General features: G+C 42.7%; 19 protein-coding genes. 10 read left to right on the forward strand and 9 right to left on the reverse strand.

Translation table 11 applies throughout. The features are described 5' to 3' along the window. Positions 1–12 precede the first annotated feature (12 nt). The 3 genes from BN3769_RS13590 to BN3769_RS13600 are packed head-to-tail and all read left to right on the forward strand — an operon-like array spanning position 13 to position 4678. Positions 13–1131, forward strand: coding sequence for a VWA domain-containing protein (locus BN3769_RS13590; protein ID WP_068471372.1), 1119 nt, complete (start codon positions 13–15; stop codon positions 1129–1131). Between the two features lie 8 nt (positions 1132–1139). After that, positions 1140–2882, forward strand: coding sequence for a hypothetical protein (locus BN3769_RS13595; protein ID WP_154017934.1), 1743 nt, complete (start codon positions 1140–1142; stop codon positions 2880–2882). After that, positions 2876–4678 carry a BatD family protein gene (locus BN3769_RS13600; protein WP_068471374.1) on the forward strand — a complete coding sequence of 601 codons (1803 nt, stop codon included), beginning with the start codon at positions 2876–2878 and terminating at the stop codon, positions 4676–4678. The genes BN3769_RS13595 and BN3769_RS13600 overlap by 7 nt, the downstream gene beginning before the upstream one ends. Positions 4679–4962: 284 nt before the next feature. On the opposite strand, the gene BN3769_RS13605 is transcribed toward BN3769_RS13600, so the two are convergent. From BN3769_RS13605 to BN3769_RS13615, 3 genes are all read right to left on the reverse strand, one after another. Then, positions 4963–5814, reverse strand: a complete 852-nt coding sequence (locus BN3769_RS13605; protein ID WP_068471375.1) for a sulfotransferase domain-containing protein — start codon at positions 5812–5814, stop codon at positions 4963–4965. Between the two features lie 75 nt (positions 5815–5889). After that, positions 5890–6114 (reverse strand): hypothetical protein, encoded by a 225-nt coding sequence (locus BN3769_RS13610; protein ID WP_068471376.1) that lies wholly within the window; start codon positions 6112–6114, stop codon positions 5890–5892. Positions 6115–6121: 7 nt separating this feature from the next. Further along, entirely contained in the window at positions 6122–6538 is a 417-nt protein-coding gene (locus BN3769_RS13615) for a DUF7709 family protein (RefSeq protein WP_068471377.1), read from the reverse strand. A 170-nt stretch (positions 6539–6708) separates the two neighbouring features. Here BN3769_RS13615 and BN3769_RS13620 point away from each other — a divergent pair, with 170 nt between their 5' ends. From BN3769_RS13620 to BN3769_RS13645, 5 genes are all read left to right on the forward strand, one after another. Further along, on the forward strand, positions 6709–7476 hold the full coding sequence (locus BN3769_RS13620) for an SH3 domain-containing protein (protein ID WP_068471378.1): 768 nt from the start codon (positions 6709–6711) through the stop codon (positions 7474–7476). 462 nt (positions 7477–7938) lie between these two features. Continuing rightward, positions 7939–8952 carry a hypothetical protein gene (locus BN3769_RS13625; protein WP_154017935.1) on the forward strand — a complete coding sequence of 338 codons (1014 nt, stop codon included), beginning with the start codon at positions 7939–7941 and terminating at the stop codon, positions 8950–8952. Between the two features lie 486 nt (positions 8953–9438). Continuing rightward, positions 9439–11451, forward strand: a complete 2013-nt coding sequence (gene nrdJ / locus BN3769_RS13635; RefSeq protein ID WP_068471381.1) for a ribonucleoside-triphosphate reductase, adenosylcobalamin-dependent — start codon at positions 9439–9441, stop codon at positions 11449–11451. Between the two features lie 134 nt (positions 11452–11585). After that, the gene (locus BN3769_RS13640; RefSeq protein WP_068471382.1) at positions 11586–12605 is read left to right on the forward strand and encodes an alpha/beta hydrolase; all 1020 of its coding nucleotides are present in this window, start codon (positions 11586–11588) and stop codon (positions 12603–12605) included. Positions 12606–12904: 299 nt separating this feature from the next. Continuing rightward, entirely contained in the window at positions 12905–13540 is a 636-nt protein-coding gene (locus BN3769_RS13645) for an SANT/Myb-like DNA-binding domain-containing protein (RefSeq protein ID WP_068471383.1), read from the forward strand. Between the two features lie 76 nt (positions 13541–13616). Here the strand turns inward: BN3769_RS13645 and BN3769_RS13650 are convergent, their stop codons facing one another. The 3 genes from BN3769_RS13650 to BN3769_RS13660 form a co-directional block, all read right to left on the reverse strand. Then, positions 13617–16289 carry a hypothetical protein gene (locus BN3769_RS13650; RefSeq protein ID WP_068471384.1) on the reverse strand — a complete coding sequence of 891 codons (2673 nt, stop codon included), beginning with the start codon at positions 16287–16289 and terminating at the stop codon, positions 13617–13619. A gap of 240 nt (positions 16290–16529) precedes the next feature. Continuing rightward, positions 16530–18131 (reverse strand): hypothetical protein, encoded by a 1602-nt coding sequence (locus BN3769_RS13655; protein ID WP_068471385.1) that lies wholly within the window; start codon positions 18129–18131, stop codon positions 16530–16532. Between the two features lie 171 nt (positions 18132–18302). Further along, positions 18303–18704: a hypothetical protein gene (locus tag BN3769_RS13660; protein WP_068471386.1), complete on the reverse strand. Its 402-nt coding sequence runs from the start codon at positions 18702–18704 to the stop codon at positions 18303–18305. A 137-nt stretch (positions 18705–18841) separates the two neighbouring features. On the opposite strand from BN3769_RS13660, the gene BN3769_RS15170 reads away from it, so the two are divergent. Beyond that, entirely contained in the window at positions 18842–18970 is a 129-nt protein-coding gene (locus BN3769_RS15170; protein WP_255354208.1) for a hypothetical protein, read from the forward strand. Between the two features lie 20 nt (positions 18971–18990). Here BN3769_RS15170 and BN3769_RS13665 read toward each other — a convergent pair whose 3' ends face one another. Next, positions 18991–19749 (reverse strand): metallophosphoesterase, encoded by a 759-nt coding sequence (locus BN3769_RS13665; RefSeq protein ID WP_068471387.1) that lies wholly within the window; start codon positions 19747–19749, stop codon positions 18991–18993. An 18-nt stretch (positions 19750–19767) separates the two neighbouring features. Beyond that, positions 19768–21117 (reverse strand): sugar phosphate nucleotidyltransferase, encoded by a 1350-nt coding sequence (locus BN3769_RS13670; RefSeq protein ID WP_079989576.1) that lies wholly within the window; start codon positions 21115–21117, stop codon positions 19768–19770. Between the two features lie 763 nt (positions 21118–21880). Here BN3769_RS13670 and BN3769_RS13675 point away from each other — a divergent pair. Then, the gene (locus tag BN3769_RS13675) at positions 21881–22717 is read left to right on the forward strand and encodes a substrate-binding periplasmic protein (protein ID WP_068471389.1); all 837 of its coding nucleotides are present in this window, start codon (positions 21881–21883) and stop codon (positions 22715–22717) included. A 202-nt stretch (positions 22718–22919) separates the two neighbouring features. Here the strand turns inward: BN3769_RS13675 and BN3769_RS14860 are convergent, their stop codons facing one another. Further along, positions 22920–23174: a hypothetical protein gene (locus tag BN3769_RS14860; RefSeq protein ID WP_154017936.1), complete on the reverse strand. Its 255-nt coding sequence runs from the start codon at positions 23172–23174 to the stop codon at positions 22920–22922. Positions 23175–23415 lie beyond the last annotated feature (241 nt).

Here is a 23415-nt window from a genome sequence, read left to right on the forward strand (position 1 = left end):
TGAATCGATTTTATGATAAGAGACATTTTTTTTGACTTCCCCCAGGCCACTTATCTTCTCTTTATGGCCATTCCCCTTTTCTGCCTATACCTTGCCCTCCTGTACGACCGCTCTAAAAAAACCGCCTCTTTTGCCTCCTCTCCTATTTTATCCCAGCTGCTTCTTCCACGCTCTTTGCCGGTTTCAATTTTTAAACTTTGCGCCTATAGCATCAGCTGGGTGTTGGCTTGCTTGGCCTTAATGAATCCCCAAGGGAACTTGCGCTACCTTCCGCTTGCTTCCAATCAGCCAAGCGAAATTCGATCCGATGCTCTTCCTCGCTACCGCCCTCATGAAATTGTTCTTCTAGTCGACACGTCCAACTCCATGTCGGTGCCCGATGCGTCTCAAGGACAGACACGTTTAGATCAGGCCAAAGACATCATGAATGGCCTGGTTAGCCAATTAAAAGGCCCAACCGTCTCCCTCTATAGCTTTACTTCGACCTTAACCCAGCTCGTCCCTCCTACCAATGACTATATCTTTACGCGTCTCATGATCAAGAGCTTGACATTTGATGCGGGCGATGTAGGGGGCACGTCCTATCAGAAAATTTTATCTGACCTTAAGGACAAACTTTTTCCTGTTCCGACCTCAAAGCTCTATACTCTCATCATCCTGAGCGACGGCGGAGATAATAAGATAGAAGAATTAAAAGGGGAAGAACGCGAAAAAGCCATGCAAGCGGTTCTGAATGCCCTCCCCAATCCAAACGAGTTCCATTTCAGGCTTTTCACAGTAGGCATTGGGTCTTTAAAGCCCGGTTTAATTCCGCATGTCACGACTTTAGAAGGAAAGCCCGTCTATTCTCAATTAGATCCCACTCTTTTAAAACAGCTGGCCCAGCGCTATCAAGGGCAGTATTATCAAGCGCAAGAGTGGACCTCTTGGAATTTATCCCATGAGCTATTCCGTCAGATTCAAGAAAGTATGCTCGAGCAACAAATGGAACCCGCCCGTTCATTGGAAAGAAAGGTCTCTATTGCCAAGAAAGACGAAGTATTGTCTGATTTATATTTTCAAGTGCCGCTCGGCCTTGCCATTCTTTTATTAACAGCAAGTTTAATTTTACCTAATGTACGCCGCTTATGAAAGGCTTGATGCATGTAATCTGTCTTCTATTTTTTGCCGCTGCAGCCGCTACTGAAGATATGGCGCAAAAAGGGCAGCAGGCACAGGCATTCGCTCAAGCCAATGATTTAAATCAGGCGAGCCTAATGTATGAAGATATCCTCAAGCAGCCTATGCCGGATTGGCAGCAAGCCATTGTTCTATACAATTTAGGGACTATTAAGATTCTTCAGCAGCAATGGGAAAATGCCTTGCAATATTTCCATCGCATGCCTTTGAATGCTGTCTCCTTCCCTTTGCTAATCCGCTATCTGTATCAAAATGAAGGAGCAGCTTATTTAGGCAGAGCCTGGTCCTTAGCGGCTCGCTCTCCCGATCAAGATTTGGACCAGCAGCTTGATTTTGCCATTCAAAGCTTGAGGAAATTTAAAGAAGCAGCTGAAATGGACTGCCGCATGCAGCGCTTAGAAGAAGAAAGAGAGACCTTGAATTGCCAGCCTTCGTGGGATTTGGCGCATATGCTGGCACATGTGCGCTCCCAAATTGATGAGATTAAACAACAGCAGCGCAAGCAACTGCTCCAAAATGCGGATTTATCCGCTAGCGCCTTATTGCTCTCCAATGGCCTTGAGCAATTGCTTGCCCATCTTCGTCCTTTTGAGCGGAATAAGGAAGATTTGCATTCAACCCCATACCGCCATTATTTTATCTCTCAAGCCAGCACGCTTCTACCTTTATGGCAAAGAGCGGACCAGTATGCTTTTTCCCCTGAGCAGCTCAAACTCAAAAATGAGGCGGAAGATGCCTATAAAGCAGCTTTGCAAGCACTTGAGCATGGAAATTTTTCTCAAGCGATCGATCAATTTCAAGCATCCTTGGCAAAGATAAAAGCTCTCTCATCGCCCTCCGATCAAGAGCGCTTGCTAATGGAATACCGCCTTTTATTAATAAACGAGATTGGAATTGAACGGATACAAGAGCTTTTAAAGCAGCAAAAGCAGCTTGCTTTGGAAAAAAAGGAAGCGGAAAGCCTTAAGGAAGCAAATGCCTATTTGGAGGAAAGCCTCCAACAGTTAAAAGAGAAGCGCGAATTTTTAGCTCGCTTCTTCTTGATTGCTGCCTATATTAGCTTGGAAGATTTTTTGAATCCTTCCTCAAAAAATGAAGCGCAAAAAAACAATCCCGCTTTGTTCTTAAAACAAGCCCTTCAGCAAGCCCAGCAAACATTATGGTTGACCCGCTTGTTCAATTTGTCAGAGCAAGCCGGGCAAGCCGTTCACGACCAGCAATTGAGCATTTTGAGGAAAAGGCAAAAGACTGTCGTTGAGCAAGCTCCCCTGTTCATTGAAGCGGTGCTGGCAAGCGAAAAAGAGCATTTCTCAAATGCAAAAGATCGCGCCCATTGCCAAGAGCATCCTTGGAAGGAAGCCCTTCCACTATTTGAAGAGGGCAGCCAAGCAGCCCAGCAGGCTCAGGCACTGCTGTCTGCTTCTCACTTGGATTCTTTTCAAGCCCCCCTTCAGCAAGAACAGACGGTGCAATATTGGAGGCAGGCCCTTAAAATTCTGGAGAATCCACCTTCTTCAGAATCCCAACAACAGCAGCAGCAACAACAGCAACAAACGACTCCTTCGCAACCCAAACAAAGCCCGTCTTCTGCGGAAAAGACCCCTAAGAGCATGAACGAAATTTTACGATTGATCCAAGAGATGCAGCTGCAAGATCAACCGCAATCTGGAGAGAAGCCTCTAGAGGAGCAGCATACATGGTAAAATTGCGTTTAATCCTATACTGGGTAATTTTCCTACCGATTTTCTTACAAGCTGTACCGGCGATCGTTGAGATTTCCATTGAAGATACATCCAGCATTGAGAACCGACCGATTGAAGGGATGATCACGGTTACACATGACAAGCAAGACAAGGTGGATCCCGCTTCGTTTCAAATGGAAGAAAAGCCGTTAAAAACAACTTTTATTCAAGATGTCGGCATGACTGCCGGATCAGGCAATACAATCGTTTCCATTTATAGCTTTACTTTGCCCCCTCAAGCCAAAGGGCTCTATATTTTGCCAGCTGTTTCCGTAAAAGTAGGAAATCAAGTTTATCAAAGTTATGCCAATACATACGAAGTGCATAGCCCGGATAAAGCTTTAGCGCCTCAAACGCCGCACTTTTCTACTTCTGCTTCCGCTCCCACTTCAGCTTCCGTTCAGCAGCCCAAACAAATTCCTCGAAAACCCGCCATCCCGGTTTCCCGCTCATCTGCCCATTCCCCTATTGTTTTCCGCTTGCAAGCCTGGGTGCAAGGCCCCTCTACGCTTTATCCTGGACAGCGTACGACTTTGATGTATCGCATTTCCTTTAATCGAAGCATTGATCTGACGGAATCGACATTGCCTTTCGTCCATCCTAAAGACTTTGAAAAAATCGGAGACGTGCATATCAGCGATCTTCAGCAAGGAGCGCTCACCATTCAAGAAATCTCACAAGAAATCAAGGCCTCCCGCCCGGGCATTTTCCACTTTGGCCCTTCGAAAATCGCGGGTTATGCGTACCTGCTCAATTCCTTTGGGCAAAAGGTCTATGATAAGCAGTTGCTCCAAGCAGAGGCTCCGGTCGTCGAGCTGAACGTTAAGCCCTTTCCTTCCAATTCTCCCGCTTCTTTTAATGGAGCGTTGGGACGCATGCAAGCGGATATTAAAATGCTCTCATCAGAAAAAATTAAACTGGGAGAGAAAATCAATTTGCAGCTTACGCTTTCTGGTATCAGCAATTTAGAAGAGCTTCATCTGCCTTCTCTTGCTTGTCAGCCAGGATTTAGCGGTTTTTTTCAACTTAGCGATTTGCCTCCATCAGGAGACATCAAAGGGGAATCCAAGATTTTTCAAATTGAATTACTTCCTATTTCCGCTTTTGTTAAAGCCATTCCTTCCATCGAACTGTCTTCTTTTGATGCTGCCGAACAAAGTTACGCGGTTCAACATACGCCTTCCCTTCCCCTTACACTAGATGTTCCCTCCCTTCCCCCTCCCTTTACTCCTCAGCCTGAGGCGGCGACTACGCCGGATTGGGACAAATTATGGGATCCCTCTGCCTGGCCTCTTTCTCCACTTGAAATTAAAGGCATCGCACTCACTTCGCACAATTTGCACCCTAATTGGCTTCAAACCCCTTGGGTCTTGCTCATGCTGCCTCTAACCATTTTCTTATTGGGATGGCAATGGCGCTGGCATCAGCAACGGATGCAGCAGCCTAAGATCGTTAAAAAAGTAAGTGAAGAGCTGTTAAAGCAAGCATTGAAAAGCAAAGGCCTGCCGCCAGCTCAAGTCATTAGCCTGTTGGAAAAAGCCTATTGGTGGAAATTATGGGAAGAGGGATTGGCTCCTTTGCATCAATTAAGCCCAGAAAATCTTCCTCAACAAGGACTTGTCGGCGAAGCACGCACTTTTATTTCTTACCTGCAAATGCTGCAGTACAGCCCCTCGCCTGTTTTCGCTTTAAGGGACGTCGAACAGCAAGCCAAAGACCTGTTTATTCGCCTAACTCTTTCAAAGAGTTCCTCTTAGAGGATGTATAAAAATCGCTAATGCTTATGTTTGAGGTTATTTTTCCCTGCTTAAGGAAAAAGAAATCGGCTCTAGATGATTAACCTGAATTTGGAATTTTACCCTTTGGACTGGCGTGAAAGCTCTTGCAGATGAACAAATGGCAAGATGGTCCCTATTTTTAATAGTGGCCGCCTTGCCATTTGTTCATCTCTCAGAATTTGACGCAGTCGAAAGAACAAAATTCCACACCCAGGTTAAGAACATGCTCAGTGCCCATATAATTAGCGCTGCATGTAATGCTTTCAATCCAAGGGATAGCCCAATTGAACTTGATAATGTCCCCAATTCTTCTTAAAGAGCTCGATTTGGTGCGGCGTGAAATGCTCTTTCCAAGACCCAATTTGTCCACTGCGAAATGTAACGGAAACGGAGGGAAAAGTCTGATTGCCAAATAAATTTTCTTGAATACAGCTTAAGTGCTCGTCTGTAAGTGGAATGTCTAATTGAGAGGCTAAAGCTCTTATCGCCCCTTCTTGTGCGAGATCGCTTCCCCCGCCTTTATCTCCGATCAATTCTTCAAAGCGTAAAATGACTGTGTCCGGTTTATTTTGCCATTCGATGGCGAACTTGATGATATCTTCCCAGCCCCACGCCAATTCATCTGTTTTATTTAAGACATGGGTTAACAACGCATCAAAGGTTGGCTCTTCTCCTACTCTGCTTTGCAGATCCAACTCTAATTCTAATTGCTTCATATGGTAAATATAAGAGACCAAGCAATCTCTTAGGTCTCGGACCTGTAGGATTTTTATATAGTTGGGATGCGTTGATGCAAATGTCTCTAATTTACTGCCATAAGTGAGAGGATCCATATGCTGGAAAACAAAGAAATGATTTAGCCAATATGTTTCCATTATTTGTGCAAATTCTTCATCTGATATGTGAGGAATCACATTTGCATAAGCCAGCAAGGGATCGCAATTGCGGCCGGTCAGCATCAGGAGTAATTTAACGCTCAAGTGTGTTCCTGATTTTGGAATGGTAATGAGGAAAAATTCCTTTGAAGAGGGAACCGAAGCAAATAAGCCCTGATTAAACGCACATATAAGCCCTATTAATAGGACAATCGCCTTTTTCTTGAGTTGATTCAACATGTATCTTCTATCCTTTAAAGCTGTAAAATTTTTGTCTTTTCTTCTTCAAGAAGCAATCCTCCTATTCATTTTTTTCTAGGAAAAAATTGCCTCGCATCCAGTCCATTGATTAATGGACGGCTTGATTTTATTAAGCGTTTGTTTTTTTGAGAAAAAGAATAGAGCCTGCCAGGCTAAACAAGCCATGCGCATGGGAAGTAGCTGTAGGTAGAGATACAGCCGAACCCCACGGGCAACGCATAAAGGAAAACAATTTTGAAAAGCCAATTGATTCCATGCCCTATCTTCCCATAAGAGCACCCGCCTTTTAATGGCAAGAGAGCGCTTTTTCTATCTCTTTTTGGAGTTCAGGAGAGACACACCCTTTTAATTGAGATAAAAGAGAGCGGATTTCGGCGCTTACGGCTTGCGGATAGTGCTGCAAGTAAAGGACAACGACGAAAGTGCGGCCTTCTTTTAAATCCGCGTCATTTTTCAACCATTCCAGGGGAGTAAAAAATTCAAATAACTGGACTGCCTGCAAAGCAGGTATCAAGGCACGGACATCGCTTAAAATCTCTTCCAATCGCTTTTTCTTCGCCTCTGAGGCAGGCTGATCGATGATCCCTTCAATGGCTTTGGCATTAAAAATAGTCGCCGCTACGGTTCCTTTTCGAATCTGCCTCCCCTCTCCATCAATAAAAAAATTTTGGTTATCCGCTAAAACATCTTCTGCCTTGACCATCTCTTTCTTCCTCTTTTTATGCGAAGCGCGCAAACATTTTTTATTTACTTTAAAACCAAAAATAATAGTCTCAATGGCAAATACCGCCTGAGCTTTGGTTCGATTTCTAAAGAATGATTAAACTAGGCTATAGCTCAAACTCTAGCCCATTTTATATATAGTGTAGGATCATGAAATTCATTTACTATGCTTTTTTTCTCCTCCATCCTCTTTTTGACCTTTTAGGAAGTTCGCTTTTAGAAGAGGCCAATCTTAATTATCAAAAGGGCGAACAAGCGGCTTCTTATCCAGAAAGAAAAAAAGCGTTCAATCAGGCCTTAAAACTCTATCTTCAGCTTGAAGAACAAGAAGGCGGCTCTTCAAGTGCGCTCAATCAAGCATTAGCGGATACCTATTTCCAATTAGGCGAATATCCATGGTCGATTCTCTATAACTATCGCGCACTGAAACTCGATCCTGGCAATTCCCTTATTCTCTCCCATTTGGCCTTAGCAAAAGAGAAATTAGGGCTTGATCCAGCCCCTCCATCTTATAGCCGGCTATACAATTTTGCCTTTACTCCCTTTCTTTCTTTTCCCCATCGCTTTGAGCTAATCTTTTGGGCCCTCTTAGCCACTTTATTGACCGGTTCAATGGCTATCTGGTGGAATAAAACCTTTCTGAACTATCTATTCGCTTTTTCTTCCCTCTCAGCATTCTTACTTCTCTCAAATGTTCTCCTTACCTTTTACTTCGGCCCTATCGAGGCCATCCTAGTCAGGTCAACCGGACTTTACCGCGCTCCCGATATCCAATTTTCCCAGTTAAGTTCCCAGCCTCTTCTAACGGGTTCTAAAGTGCGTGTGGCCAATATAGAAGAGCAAGGAACGTGGCTCAAAATCATTACAGACCAAGGACAAGTTGGCTATATCCCAGCCTTTGCAGCTCGATTAATATAAAAAGTCAATATTTAGCTGTTTATTAATAAATTTTATTAAAATAAACACTTCAACATCGAATTAATAAAAAAAACGAAACAAATAAGAGCTTTAATCGCAAGTCAAGTTCTTTTCCTCGACCGTATCGTCAATTAGGCGATGGCCTAATTTTGAATTTTAAAAGCTTGTCTTAAAGAATAATAAAGCTATAAAATTTATAAAAAAAATGCTATAATGGATATATAGGAATTTAATAATCTATCTTTGAGCCTATTTCTTTTAGCCCATGTGAATTCAAGTCATTGAAAGGTTTTAAGACCCTCTAAGACTCCAGAAAAATTAGCTCCAAACCCGCTTCCGAAAAATGTACTGTAAAAAAGACACCGATTGCCTATAATTGATTCTTTTAGCTCGATAGATTAAAAATTGTAAGTTTTTATAGAGATCTTTCGGCAAAAATTTATAAATAAATTTAATGATTTCATGGATACACAACACAATTTCAATGTTATGAATGCAATAGAGCGGCGCGCCTTATATAATTTATTACGCATGAATTGGCTGAATGATCCGAAGATGTCTGTTGAGCCTTGGCAGGTCGAAGATTATCGGGCGCTTTCATTGCCAACTCTTTTCGAGCGTCTCAAGCGTTTATCCGTGCAATTAGACCGTACGAGCTTTATCGCTTATGCGGATGAATGCGATTCCCCCGAAGATTTAACCGAACAGCTCGTTGGCGACCGCCAGTTAAAAGCCGAAGCCGAAGATCAGATTTATTTGCTTATATTTGAGCTATGGCGCCGTTTGATGGCCGAAAAGCCTTCCCTGTCCATTTTCTGTAATGAACTTGACCATCAAATTTACCTTTATGACAATAGCGAATTGGAAAATCCAAGCGAATTGCATGATGCGTTGGCTAACTTTATTTTGATATTAGATGAGAACGCCGATGAAGGCATCCCATCAAAAGAAGTCTTTAAATTGATCTCTACTTATTGTGCGAACGATATTGAAACGTTTCTTTATGATTTTATTTCCGAACAAATCGACGAAGACCATGAATCCTACGCTCAAGATCTTCTAGATGGCTTTAATTCTTATTTGGAAGGCAATAAATGGTTTGATTTGCTTCGCGCTCGCCTGTTGGGGCATTCAAATCGCAAAACTGCCAATAAATTGTTCACCCAAATTATTGAAGAGCATTTAGAAGACAGCGATTTGGAATTTAAGCTTGAATTGCTTTCCCTTATGGCAGAAATCGGAGATAAGCAGCAATTTACCTTAGTGCTTCAGCATCTCATCGGCCTTTTGCAAAGCGAAGAAGACTTTCAAGACCTGCTACATATTTGCTTGGATTATTTCCACCGCCTGGATCAAGAAGATCAGGAAAGCCGCATTCAGCCTATCCTTAAAAAGCGGCAATCCCTTTCTCTTAAGCTTCCTTTTAATCCGCAGGATAGCGGTTTAAAAGCTCTACTTGAAATTTTTGAGCTCTAAGAGAGTGTATTAAACCGCTAATGACCTAGATTCGCATTCTTTTCCCCTAGGAAGCGATAGGAAAGAACAGGCCATATTCACTCAATATGGTTCGTTCTCTTCTCTTGCCTCCTAGGCAGAAAATAATCTCAAATATAAGTTATTAAGAGGTCATACGGCTCTAATAAATTTTACTAAGTTCTAATTCATCAAAAAGCGGCTATTTCAGAAAAAAAACTCCAACACTAACCCATTGACTATCAATCGACTCGAAATTCATCATTTTCTTTTTTTTGCTTGTTGAACTGGTTCAAAATCAATATCTTAAAAAACAGCTCCAGAAAGCATTCTGAGGGATAGTAAAATAAATTCTGCATCTTGACTTTAAAGCAAAAAAAATAGATACCAAAGGCGTTTTTAATACAACAAGTTGTAATTTTATAAACCATTATCTACAAGATCTTGTATTTTGGCTTAAATTCAATACCTTAAAAGAGAGAGGGCATCATGACCAGACCAACAGCGCGAGCAATGGCCACAGCTTTGCGTACTTATCACAGACCGATTAAAGAAGGCGATACGCTATTAGAAACATGGGATCAAGTGGTGGATCGTGTAATCTCTCATCAACGCTGGCTATGGGAACGCGCGCTGGGACGCTCTTTGAACGAAGTACAAGAAGATGAATTGGAAGAAGTTAGAACTCTCATTTTAGGGCGCTATATTGCTCCAGCCGGCCGAACCCTATGGCTGGGAGGAACTGAATTAAGCCGTACGCGCGAATCGAGCATGTTCAATTGCTCTTATACGCATGTAGAGACGGTTTATGATATGGTCGATGTATTATGGCTGCTTTTACAGGGATGTGGAGTGGGTTTTAGACCTATTACAGGGACACTCAATGGTTTCCGCAGGCCGCTTCAAGAGATTAAGGTCATTCGCTCTGGCCGTACAGAAAAAGGCGGTGTGCAGCATAATATTGAAACATACGATCCCGAAACGCAGGTTTGGACAATTAAAGTCGGTGACTCCGCCATTGCGTGGGCCAAAGCCATTGGCAAGCTTGTGGCAGGTAAATTTCCGGCCAAATCCTTAATCCTTGATTTCTCTGAAATCCGTCCGGCAGGAACCCGTCTGAAAGGCTACGGTTGGATTTCATCAGGCGATGAGCAAATCGCCAAGGCTTTTAAAGCTATCGCAAAAATTTTATCGGATCGCGCCGATCAGCTTCTGACTCGTATTGATATTTTGGATATCGTTAACTGGCTAGGCACTATTTTATCCAGCAGACGCTCTGCACAAATTGCCCTTTTCGAGTACGGTCAACCAGAATGGGATGAATTTGCCATCGCAAAAAAAGAGTGGTGGCTAAAAGGCAATGCTCACCGTCAACAATCTAATAACAGCTTGCTTTTCCGTACCAAGCCTTCGCGCCAAGAATTGGAAAGAGTGTTTCAGCTCATGCTGGATTCCGGCGGATCTGAACCCGGTATCATCAATGCCGCAGAAGCAGAAAGACGGGCGCCTTGGTTCAAAGGATGCAACCCTTGCGTTGAGATCCTGCTTGGCAACAAGAGCTTCTGCAATTTGACAGAAGTGAATGTCCTGGCTTTCAGGGGAGATAAAGTCGGCTTGGAGCGCGCTCTTTATCTGGCCGGACGCATGAACTATCGCCAAACGATGGTCAACTTGCGCGATGAGATTTTGCAGGAAGCTTGGCATCTCAACAATGACTTCTTGCATCTGTGCGGAGTAGGCTTGACCGGTGTTCGCGCACGGCCTGACCTGACTGCTTATGACTTCAAGCGCATGCGCAATATCACGGTAAGCGCCGCTTATAGCATGGCCAATGAATTGAATGCGCCTCTGCCCAAGAATGTGACTTGCATTAAGCCTAGCGGAACCATTAGCAAAATTATGGGAACGGAAGAATGGGGCGAAGTGCCAGAAGGCATCCATATGCCACTTGGAAAGTATGTTTTCAATAACATTACTTATTCCAAGCATGATCCTTTAGTCGCAAAATTCCGCTCCGCTGGATATTCTGTCGTTGAAAAGCCTTATGAACCGGAATCTGTTTTGGTCAAATTCCCAGTCAAGTACGAAACTGTGCCGTTCGCACGCACAACAGTGACTAGAAAGAACGGCAAGGTCGAAGAAGTGGAAGTCAATACGGATTCAGCCGTTGCTCAGCTCGAATGGTATAATTTATTGCAGACGACCTGGTGCGAGCAAAACGTTTCTAACACGGTATCCTACGATCCATCAGAGATTCCAGCCATCATTGACTGGCTCATGAAAAACTGGGATTCCTATGTTGGCGTGTCCTTCCTTTTCCGCAACGACCCGACTAAAAATGCGGAAGATCTAGGCTATGCTTATCTTCCACAAGAAGTGGTGACCAAGGAAGTCTATGAGAATTATGTGGCCAATTTAAAAGAAATTGACTACTCAGGCATTCACATTCGCGACGACGAATTTATTGAAAGCTGCGCAACAGGCGCCTGCCCTGTTCGTTAAGAATCTCTTTCAAGGGCTTGCCAGCAGGCAAGCCCTTATCTTAAAAAATATCTTGCTCAGATTGCCAGCCATTGCCTATACCTGACTTAGTTCGATTAAATAGGTATTCATATTACACAGCATAGGGGTATGCAATGCATCAATGGAAGACAACATTAAGAACTATTCTGACAAGCCTATTTTTCTTTTTCACCCTTGAAGCCAAGACTGTAGATTCGATGTCCGATGCAGCCCTTCCCTGCCAAATAAAATTGGATCCGGAGACAGCCGCCTTTTTAAAAGAATTCGACCAAATGTCTCAGCCCGGCCCGATTAAGGTGGAAAACATGCGGCAGGCCATTTTCCCCTCTTATCAAAGCAAGGCATCTATTCAAGGGGTTCGCGATTTATCCATTCCCGGCCCATTCGGGTCCATTCCCGCCCGCCTTTATTTTCCCAAAGGAAACGGTCCTTATCCTGTTTATATTTCTTTTGAAGGTGGAGGATGGATTGCAGGCAGCTTAGACAGCAATGACAATTTATCCCGGGAAATTTGCCACCGCTCCGGTTGCCTAGTTGTTTCGGTCGAATACCGCAAGGCGCCCGAATATCCCTTTCCTAAGCCCTTAGAAGATTGCTATGCAGCGGCCGTTTGGATCGCCCAGCATATTGCAGAATTTAACGGGGATCCCCAAAAATTGGCGATTGGAGGAGACAGCGCAGGAGGCAATCTAGCGGCCGCCGTCACTTTGCTTGCACGGGATCGCCGTGGGCCTTCCTTCCGCTGCCAAGTGCTCATTTATCCTGCTACCAATTATGATTTTGATACGCTGTCTTATTATGAAAATGCCCAAGGCTATTTCTTAACGCGCGATGCAATGAAACAATTCTGGGCTTTTTATTTAAAAGGAGCCAATGGCAAAGATCCGCGTGCCTCGCCTCTACAAGCTGATCTTGGCCGTTTGCCTCCTGCTTTAATTTTAGTGGCTCATTTCGACCCCTTGCGGGATGACGGCTTGGCTTATGCCCATCAATTAAAAACCTTTGACGTACCGACCGTCGTCTATACGTATCCCACTATTCACGGCTTTGTCAGCTTTGCCAACCGCCTTAGCCTCGGACGAAAAGGCATCAATGACATTGCCCAATATTTACAGCAACAGCTTCGTTCTTAGCGGGTGTATTGACACCCCTAATAACCGCTATTTGAGATTATTTTCTCCCTAAGCGGCAATAGGAGAGAAGAATGCGAATTAGGCCATTAGCGGTTTAATACCCCTTCTTAGAGAGTGTATTAAACCCATCATCACCTATATCGCGTTGGCTCCTAAGAAGAAAGGACGCTCAATATGGATTATAGGGAGTTCTAAGGCCGCTTCTTAGAAGATTTCTTAAGGATAGACAAAAAATTCCCTCTTCTCCTTTACTTCTATATATAAGGCAAAGCCGTCTAAACACCATATAGGTTCAAAATATGAGTTCGATAGCAAATCCTCTTCCTCTAGTCAATCCGCCATCTGCAATCCATACAAAAAAAAGGCCAAGGGAGCCTTCCGATCCCTTATTGCATAAAAAAGAAGCGATCCAAACGGTTATTTCTCCGATCCTGGCAGCTTCTGCAGATTCGGGCGCTTGGAAGAAGGGAAAAAAGCCTAGATTCTTCACTCACTGGTCAATTATTGAAGACCTCGCTTTATTGCAAGCGATGCGCAAATTGGGACGTGCCTGGAAACTAATTATCCAAGAAACGCCTGAATTGATAAATCGACAGCCGGATAGCTGCCGCAAGAGATTTGATTGTATTTGGGCGAAGCAAATTTCCCTAGCAGAACTTCAAAATTCGGAGGGAGAAATTGTAATAAAAGGAAATGGCCGCTCACGCCGTCTCGTCATTCTCAATTCAAAAGAGCGCTCGGACTCTTGCAATGGCGAATCCCCCCTCCCACACTTTGTAGAGCCTTGGCCCTTGCAATCCCCTCTTTCTCTACCGCCTATAGAGACAAAAATCAACAATGAGGAAGTGGGAGACTTAAACTTATTTGACCCTGTTGAGTTCTCAATCGATACAAGCGATCCTCTTTACCAACAAATATTGGAGTCTTTGATTTGAGACTTTAAATTTAGACAAAGGCTTTGCTTTTAAATTATTTATAGCAAGCCTCTTTTGGTTCATGCGCACATAAGATTTAGCAATAGATCTGTTGATATAAGCTCAGTTGCCATCTCATTAAATGAAGATAATGCGCTTTATTTAGGAAAGAATCATAAATGACCGTCAATTGTTTGGGATACGCGGACTCATTCGATTGGCTCATCAAGGTAATTTCAATGATTTTTTTTGTTTGTCCGCCCTCTTTCTCTTTCATTTGATTGCCTTCTTTTTTTTCGAGGTTCTCAACCTTAACAATAAGAGCCTGTTTATCAAAATGCTCTCCCTTGATGGAATAAGCGTAATGGGGAGGAATAGCATCCAGTTGATGGGTCTCCAAATAAATGGATTCAAAATCTGCCTCTTCAAAATGAGAAACCTCTTTCTCCTTTCCTTTACGGTCATTATCCAAATTAAAATGGAAAATTTGTAAAGGGGCAGCTTGCTTCAATGGCATGTCCGCTACGCTAAAGTCCGGCCCATTTAGAGCAAGAAAGACACTCGCTTTGAAGGAAAAGCGCAAATTCTTAATAAAAGTATACAATTCTGTTTTGACCAAGGGCATATCCGCACCAAAAAGGCCTTCATTTTTTTGCCACAGATTTGTCAACAAGGGATGGGCGGCAAGGCAGGCATCGAAAATCTCCGCCGGATTTCCTTCCCTTTCTAAGCATTCATCAGGGAGGTGATAAGGCTTGTCTGTCACTTCTCTCATGTTTTCTTCTTCCTTTTCCGAAATCGCTTCCTCGGCAAACGTATCGATAAAGGCTTGAAGCAGTCTAAAAAATGGCGATGTCAAAGAAGACGCTAAAGGAATTCTAAGAGGGAGATGAAACGTATAGGCTGCCTGCAGATTTTGTAAAGAATTCAGGACCGAAACAGAGAAGCGCATCTCTCCAGCCTCTGGATGGCAAGACCAATGGCAAAAGCGGGCGGGCCCGTTGGGGAAACAAGAGAGAATGGGGTCTAAACAGTTATGAATGGGAAAATTTTCATTCTTAAATAAAAGATTATTATCCTCAATCGAACAAGGAATAAAGTTGTAAAAAGAAGAAACGGGTTTTGGATAAGCGGCAAACTGAAGCAAAAAGACCATATTAAGCATTCTTTCCATATAGAAACCCAATCTTTTCTGTCCAACCGAACCAACCTCTCTTGGCATCAGCTGAATCGCTCCAATAAAGTGGTTTGCCTCCTGCTCCCAGGATTGGTAAGCAAGGGAGGGAATGGCAAGCTTATCCGAATACTTAATGACGCTGGCACGAACATCTGCATAGGCGTCTAAAATCTCAAAGACAGATGCGTTTGCTGTTTGAAAGAATAAAAAATCAGCAATGACTGGAACCGGCAAGCTCAAGCCGAACGTCTCTTCTATTTGCTGCAGAATACGAAGATGTTCCTCAGAAGTTAAATACGGAGAGGCAAGTGGAGGATCATCATCTGAAACCACCTGCGTTTTTGAGAAACGCAGAATAATATGGGCCGTCTCTTTTAAAGGAAGCCGGCTTGCATATTGGATAAAGGCCGGACTTATTTTAAACGGCGCTCTTAGAAATCCTTCGCTTACCCATTTCTGGTAGCGTCTTTTCTCCTCCTCCTCAAGGCTGTGAATGGCTGCAAAGAGAAAGGCAGCCTGGGATTGATCCACAGAGAATTTGACCAGGCAATGAAAATAATGGAGGCATGTATGCAAAAAAGGATAAATAGCATCCGACCGATCAGGGACCAAAGCATTCAATAATTTAAGCATCTCATCAAAGGGGAATTCTTCTCCTTGATCAATTTTTTGAATCGCCGTGTGCAAATGGTCAACGAAGTAAAGGGCATTTTGTTGGGCCTCTAAAGATGCGGAAAAGAGAGCTGCCAATTCCTCCTTTATAGAAGGAATAGAAGGCAGGCGTGTCTGCGGATGATGAAACAGCAAATTAATGGCCCGCCCGATTGCAAATTCATGGAAAGAAAGGGAAATTAAATGGCTTGGTTCAGGCAATTGCCTTAAAGGAGGAATGAGCAGCTTATCAAATCTAAAGCTTGTTCCTAATTCTTCTTGAATTTTTTTTCCTCCTTTTACAAGTCTTGCCCATGAAAACAAAAGATGCCCCCAAGACAAGATTTTTCCATGCCCTTTCAAAGCTCCATATTTGAATAAATCCCGCTCTTGCTTCATATTCAAAGAGAGCGGCAGGCTCGCTGCTTCTTTAAGCAAGGTCGCTTGAAAGAGAATAGTCAATGTGCGATCCATCTCTTCTCGTTGCGCATCTATGGCACGCTGGATGGCGGGTATAGAATAGCATTGCCAGCGTCTTGCTTCCTGTGCAGGCATGGGAAGCGAAAGAATATGATGCGCCATCTCTCTGATCACGCTTTCTTGAATGGTATCAGGAGAAAAAACAGAAAAGGCATACAGCGCGTTCAGACTCTCCAAATTCAAATGGCGTCCCTCAAGTAAGTCATTAAGAGCAAGAGTCAATAGACGGTGAAAGCGATCTGTCCGCATCTTTAATTTAGCTTGGATCTTTTCTGCAAGAGGCGGGGGAAAACAAGAAGCAAGCTGCTGTTGATTCATTCGCCCAAAAATCTCTATGAAATCATTGAAAAGGGAATCATCGAGGCTTGTCTTTTTCCTGAATTTTTTAATAAATTTCTCGGATAAAGTGCTGGGATCGTTGGTAAGACGGATAAACCACTTAGGAAAAGAATTGACTTGCATAGGCTTAGAGGAGTTAAAAAATAATTAGAGAATGAAAGGACAAAGGAACTTAGAGAATGTATTAACTCATAATACCCCGAGTTTAGAGTTTTTTGCCCTTTCGACTGCGTCAAAGCTGCGGAGATAAACAAATGGCAAGAGCTTTTACGTCAGTCCAAAGGACAGAAAACTCCAAATTCAGGTTAATAATCGATATGTGAGATTAGGATGGGCTTTCATACACCTCTTAGCGCTTTAAAATTAAAATTGTCTAACAAAAGTTTTACTCAACTCTTGCATGGCAACAGGAGGAGAGACAGGAAGAACGGGAATACGAGGCTCCTGAATATTAATCGCCCGGTTGTTGCCGACATTCAATCCCCAGAAAAACCAGGAAATTAAGGACAACGCATACAAAGCATCAGAATCGCCATCCAATTGCTCATCGCCAATATCGACTTTGGTTGTCAAATACTGAAAAAAAACGGACAAAGCCAGTGCGGAATGGATCAAGCGAAAGTTGAGCTCATTATGCAGGCGATTATGGCCTTGGGGACGCCCCTTTTTAGCAATCAAATCTGTGAATACAAAAGAAGATAGCGTCGTGATCAAAAGAACGACAATCGCATAATCGACCCGGGGAATATTCGTTGCTGCAGCCCAGCCCATAAAGCCTACCATAGCGGAAAAAAAGCCTATTGAAGGCAGATATGTCTTTGCCACGCCTTTGATTCGTTGGCAAAGCGTAGGAAGCTGTCCGCCATTTTCCGGATAAGCAACCGCATGAAACCTTGAGCTCAAGTTTTCAAATTCCCTGCGAGCCAAGAAAAGATCCGCTCCATATATCCCTCCTACGCACATCTTGTTGAGGTAGTCAGTCCATGTATTCGGCGGAATTTCTACCGATAAGCACGCTCCAATTAGCACGGGAGCAGAAAGGATTCCGATATTTTTTATAACGCGCATGGCTTTTAGGACTATCGAGGGCTCTTGTGAAATTAACTGTTGAAGATGCCTGCTCTCAATTGCTTCTTTTTTATCATCAAACAGCCTAGCAATCATCTCCCCGACAACGCTGCCCGAAAACAAGGCAATCAGATCCTGATAAAAACCTATTTTTCCCAAATCCCCTTTACCAAGATATCCCTCAAGCAGGGTGAAGTTCAACACGGTCAGACTAAGCGCAGTAGTTGCTAGTGCCGTCATCCACATTTTGGAGGCGCGGGAATAATTCCGGGTATTAAATCCCAAAGTGGGAAGGATTTCTCCTTGATTCGGAGGAACGTGAGAGACAAATAGCTCGGATTGATCCATTGAAAGAAGAGCGAGGATATCTTTCATTTGCAAAGCGCCCAATGTCCATACAAACGGCACGGCAAATAGCTTCATTTGCTCCTGGGGTGCTAGATTCAAGTAAACTTGACTGCCTGCCAGAATGGCTTCATAAGACCAGGCGTTAATCCATTCATTGGCTTTTTTTCGCGCTTTTGCAGGCAATAGCATATGCCCAAACGAAGCACAAGATGCCCCATTGGCCAATGCCTCCAGAGATAGGCCTTTCACATTGTGAGATCCAAGACTTTCTCTCACTAAAAAATAAGTCGTCAGGGCAAATACGCCTGATGTGAGAGCTAATCCCATCACCCTTGCTGCCATTTTGCGGTCACAGCGGGAAAGAAGCCCTCGCTTCTTGTCTTCTATTTGTGAGGGATTATTTAAAGCAGATGCCAATGGAACGATCTCGTCATCTATAGGGATAGTTTCGCCCCAAAATTCCTCCGTAGGAATAGGCCCGCCCCATAATTCATCCGTGAAATGGGTATGAATAGAACTAAGATCAGGGCTGCTAGCTGATGCTTGCATAAGCGTTCCTTAGAATAATCGATTTCGGTTGTTTTTTAGCGCGTCTACTTTTTATTTTCTAGCTGGGGCGATATTAAGACCGCTAATGACCGGGATTCGAGTTCTTGTCTTAGGAAGAAAATCATCTCAAATCCAAGTTATTAGGAATTTAATATATCCCTCTAAAAGGCATTACGCCTTTTCTTGTCGGATCGCATAAGGCATCATGTTTTTTGCATTTGCATTTCCGCTAGGCCCAGGTCCAAAATGAATGGCCCTTTTATTATTGGGGCCTGGCCCAAAATGAATCATCGCCTGATCACTCGGCCCTGGACCAAAATGGATTTGACGCATAGATCGTCTCTCGGATTTCAACCCAACGGGGCTTGCATGGGATTGCGCTTTATCCAGAGATCTATACGCCACTTTCTTCCTATCTTGCTGGGTCGATAGGCGCTTTGCCAATCGATGGCTGAATGAATGTGCTGGAGAGCGCTTTTCAGCAGCTTCTAAAGTCGGTCCGCTCAGAGACGTCAATGAAAGGATAATAAATAGAGCAGAAAAAATTTTGAATCGACCATGGGAAAAAAACATAGCAACCTCTTTTTTAAAACTGATGCGACATCATATGGATTTTTACAAAAATTTCAAATTGTTTCTATATTTTGGAGGATTTCTTAAAGAGTGTATTAAATGGAATGGCATAGATAAGAAAGCCACATGAGTGGCACATGGGCAGTAGTCATTTTAGGACAGCGGATGTGGCCGAATCCAAATCGTTAGATAAACTCATGGCTTTGGCCGAACAAGAAAAAAACGCTATTCTTTCTTTCAATGAAAGAAAAAAGAGCTGTAATTAACCCCTCTGATGAGGCTTTAATTAAGGTTCTTCGGCAATTTTGAGAGGCTTAAAATCTGGCAAGTAATCGCAAGCGGTCAAGTAATAGCGGATGCCATGATGGGTTCCAAATAACTGCAAATGGGATTTGACGTTATGAAGATGGCCAAATACACAGATTTGAACGCCATATTTCTCCAATAAGCGTGTGGCTTCCGTCTCTTGCAAGTTAGGCCCGATAGGAGGATAGTGCGTCATGGCGATGCGTAATTTAGCATCTGGAGACATCGCCTTAAGGCTCATCTCTAACCGACCTAATTCCCTTTGATAAATTTTTTGGCTCTCTTCAGATTGATCTGTTTCTGTTAATTTTTTTACGCAAGCATGCTCTTGAAAATTGATGATGGCATCAAAGCTTAATTGGGGAATATCCCATAATCGCGTTCCAGCAATGCTGACGCCTTTCCAGGTGAAGCTGTTATTTTGAATGAGGTGGCAAGAGGCGGGAAGAAAAGACTTGATCTTAGATAGGGATCCCCACCAATAGTCATGGTTGCCTTTTAAAAGGACTTTTGTTCCGGGCAAGCGGCCAATCCAATCTAAATCAGGCTGAGCCTCTTCCATACGCAGGGCCCATGAAATGTCTCCGGGAATTAAGATAAGATCTTCTTCCGAAATATTTTCGCGCCAAGCCTGCTCTATTTTCTCAGTGTATGCTTCCCATTGGGGGCCAAATACGCTCATGTGCTTATTCGGAACGCCAAAAGACAAATGAAGATCGGCTATTGCCCAGATTGACATAATGAGTGAAACTTAAAATTAGAGGATGAAGCCGTCTGGCAGGGTCGCTCCTCGTGGAACAATAATAATGCCATCGCGGATAAAAATATTTTCCCCATTATAATGGGTGAGGTTTTGCTTATTGATGAGCTGCACTCCGTGACCGATATGGACGTTCTTATCAATGATTGCACGCTTGATCAAGCAATTTTCTCCAATGTGGGGAGCGGGGGGAAGGCGGTGATGATCGCTGACCGTTGAAATATAGTAATCATTGCCCATGATATAAGTATCTCGGATAATCGAGCCTTTTCTTATCATTGTCCGTGGCCCTAACAAGCTATGAGTCACCTCATCCGCTTCGACTATTGCCCCTTCGCAAAGCAGACTTTTATCAATTTGGGTTTGAAAAAATTTAGCGGGCGGAAGATCGTAACGGGAAGTGAAAATGGGGCGAAGTTCATTATGAAAGCTAAATTTTGGATTAGACTCCGTCAACGCCATATTAGCTTGATAAAACGTTTCAATAGTTCCAATGTCTTCCCAATACCCATCATATAAGAAAGCCGCAGCTTGGCCGGATTGAACTTTGGTTGGAATAAGGTGCTTACCAAAATCTTCTCTCGGATCTTTCATAAGGAGATCGACAAGCGCTTTGCGTTTAAATAAATAAATTCCCATCGAACCGAGATGGTGGCGTTTGCTGGCCGGATTGACGCCTGCCCGTTCCAAGGTTTCGGAAGGACTGCGAAGTTTTTGCAAAAGCTCTTTTTCTTGAGGCTTTTCATAAAAGTCTGTAATAAAGTCGTTCTCGTTGATTTTTAAAACTCCCATGCGTGTCGCTTCTTGGGCAGTGACAGGCAGGGCCGCTATGACCACATCGGCATCTGTTTTTTTAGCAAAAAGAACCATCTCTCGGAAATTGATGTTATAAAGCTGATCTCCAGAAAGAATAAGGAAATACTCGACGGGGCATTCCAGAAGATAATCCATATTTTGCCGAACCGCATCCGCTGTCCCTTGAAACCAATTCTTATGCGTAGGTCTTTGTTCGGCAGTTAATATCTCAATCATTTCGGAAGCTCTTCCCCCTTGCATATAAGTTTGGAAGATATGGTGATGAAGGGAAGAAGAAAGAAATTGAGTCAGAACAAAAATCTTATGGCAATCTGCATGAATGGAGTTGGAAATAGGGACATCGATAAGCCGATATTTTCCACCAAAATTGATTGCTGGCTTACAGCGCGTTAACGTTAAAGGATACAAACGGGTCCCTTCTCCGCCACTTAAGATCAAGCTCGCAACAAGCTTCATATCGACTGATAGAGCAGGGTCTGGAGAATTTGTTCGCCTAGTCATTAACTGATCGAGCACTGTTAGAGTAGCCATATACTTTGCCGTTCTAATGTATTTTAGACTGAAAATGTTAACCTAGCATACGTCGAATAAAAAAAAAAGACTTATTGAAAATTCACCGCTCGGAAAGACTCCTTTTTGTTTCGCTGAAAATCTTTTAAAGGCTATCTTAACCGCTTAAGATCGATTCTTGAAAAGCAGGCATTTAACTTCATGGGCAACCGCCTTAAACTGCGCCACTCGCCTGGCTTGGTTTAGTCTAGCAAGCCTTTTTCGTATGTATGCCATTCAAATGTGAGATTTAAGGCATCCTATTAACCTGGGTTTGCTCTGCGCAAATTCTAATAGGATTTCTTAGCACGCATGCCATGAATAGGAAAAATCTTTTCCAATTTGATTGATTGAGAATTTAATCTGCTCCCGATAAGATAGCATAAAAAAAGGCCTGCCTGTTTTCCATAAACTTCAAAAGAACTTGCTAAGAATGTGCATTGTCAAAGATAAGGAATTTGATTGAAATGGAATAGAGCCGTTCCCATTTAAATATGGAACAATACAAGTGAATTCAGTATTGCCCATAGGAAGCTTCTGTGAGGATAGATCGAAAGTAGATCGACTAACGGAAAAGGACTATTATCACTCTCAATATTAAGACATTTTCTTTCTTCCCGCTTGAAATGAATTCACTTATGTACAACTAATAACATGACAGGGCAACAAACACAAAACAGGCAAATCCAGGCGATTAGCCCTTTGTAAATATACTCTATAGGCGTTGGGCAAGAAGAGAAATTCTATGGCAGCTATTCCTTCACTCTCAAAGATAAAAGATTGGATTTTTTCTTCAAAAAAGCGAAGCTACGGAATAGGGCTTGCCCTTCTTTTATTTTTAGCCTTGTTTTCCATTCGCGGATGCTCCACGCCCGTCTCTTTCAATAACAGCTATACCATTGCCCAAGATGTCAGGTGGATGGGACTCAATTTAATGGGAAAAGAACGCAATCTTTCCGCTTTTAATGTTGATCTGCTAGCAACCATTGCAAAACTAGAAAATATGCGGATTCAATTAAGTTCCATCCAGGATGATAATAACGCCATGCTTGCAAAACTAGAAAACGGAGAGGTGCAGGGAATTATCTCCACAATGCAACCAACGCCCATTAATCAAAATGCGTTTGTTTTCTCCGACCCTTATTTTCTTCTAGGACCCGTTCTCATTATTTCTAAAGGAGCGCCGGTCAAGGGATGGAATGAAATGAGCCGCAAAATCGTGGGAGTTCAATCCAATTCTCCGGCTATTTTAGATTTAGAGAAAGACCCGTCCATTCAAATCAAATTATATGACAATATTTTGCGAGCAATGGCTGATTTAGATGATCAACGCATAGACGGGATTATCTTTCCGGTCGTCCCTGCCTCTATCTATACCAAAACTTTTTACGAAGGACGCTTAAAAATTGCCACTCCGCCTTTAAACAATGAAGGCCTGCGCTTAGTCGCTTTAAAAAATCCAAAAGGCGAGCAATTAATTAAAAGCTTTAACCAAGCCCTCAAAACAATCAAGGCAGATGGCCTCTACGATCGCTTATTAGAGCGATGGGGATTAATGAACGCAGAAAAAGTAGAAGGTTGACCTTCTTAGAGAATTTCTTAAAACCGCAAATGACCTAATTTCGAGTCCTTTTCTGGACGAATGAGGCGATCTACCAAAACATAACTTTGCTATTGAATGGCTGAAATAAGCCATTTACTTCGAAAGAGAGGGAAATGCTTTGCCAATCACCTTTTCTCGCCTTACCCCTCACTGTTAAGCGAAATAGCTAATCGCTTGCTTATTAACCCGAGTTTGGAGTTTTTTGCCCTTTGGACTGACGTGAAAGCTCTGGGAGATAAAAAATGGCATAACAAGCCATTTCCAATAGAACTTGACGGACATGTGCTTTATCTAAAGAAATAGCAAAAAAAGTGTTTGAAGCAAGTCTAATGGATTTTAGAGCGTTTAAGAAAATTCCACTATTTATAAATATTATTTTAATAATTACCATCCCTTTTGCTTTTATTTTCTTTATTTCACCTATTGATTTGATCACTCTTTCCCAAAAAAATTAATTAGCTTTATTTTTTTAAAGCAAGTGATCGCAAATTAACACTTAATTTAATAGAAAAAACAAGTTGAAAGTTTGAATATTTTTCTCATTTAATTTTCTTAATTCATTTCTCATTGTTTTAATCCCAATGATTCACTGACAGATTCCTTGCAAAAAAATCATTTTCAACAACAACATTTTTTAATTAATAATTATTGAATAAAATACAAAGATTTAATAAATT

It is taken from the genome of Candidatus Protochlamydia phocaeensis, from assembly GCF_001545115.1.
Taxonomy (GTDB): domain Bacteria; phylum Chlamydiota; class Chlamydiia; order Chlamydiales; family Parachlamydiaceae; genus Protochlamydia_A; species Protochlamydia_A phocaeensis.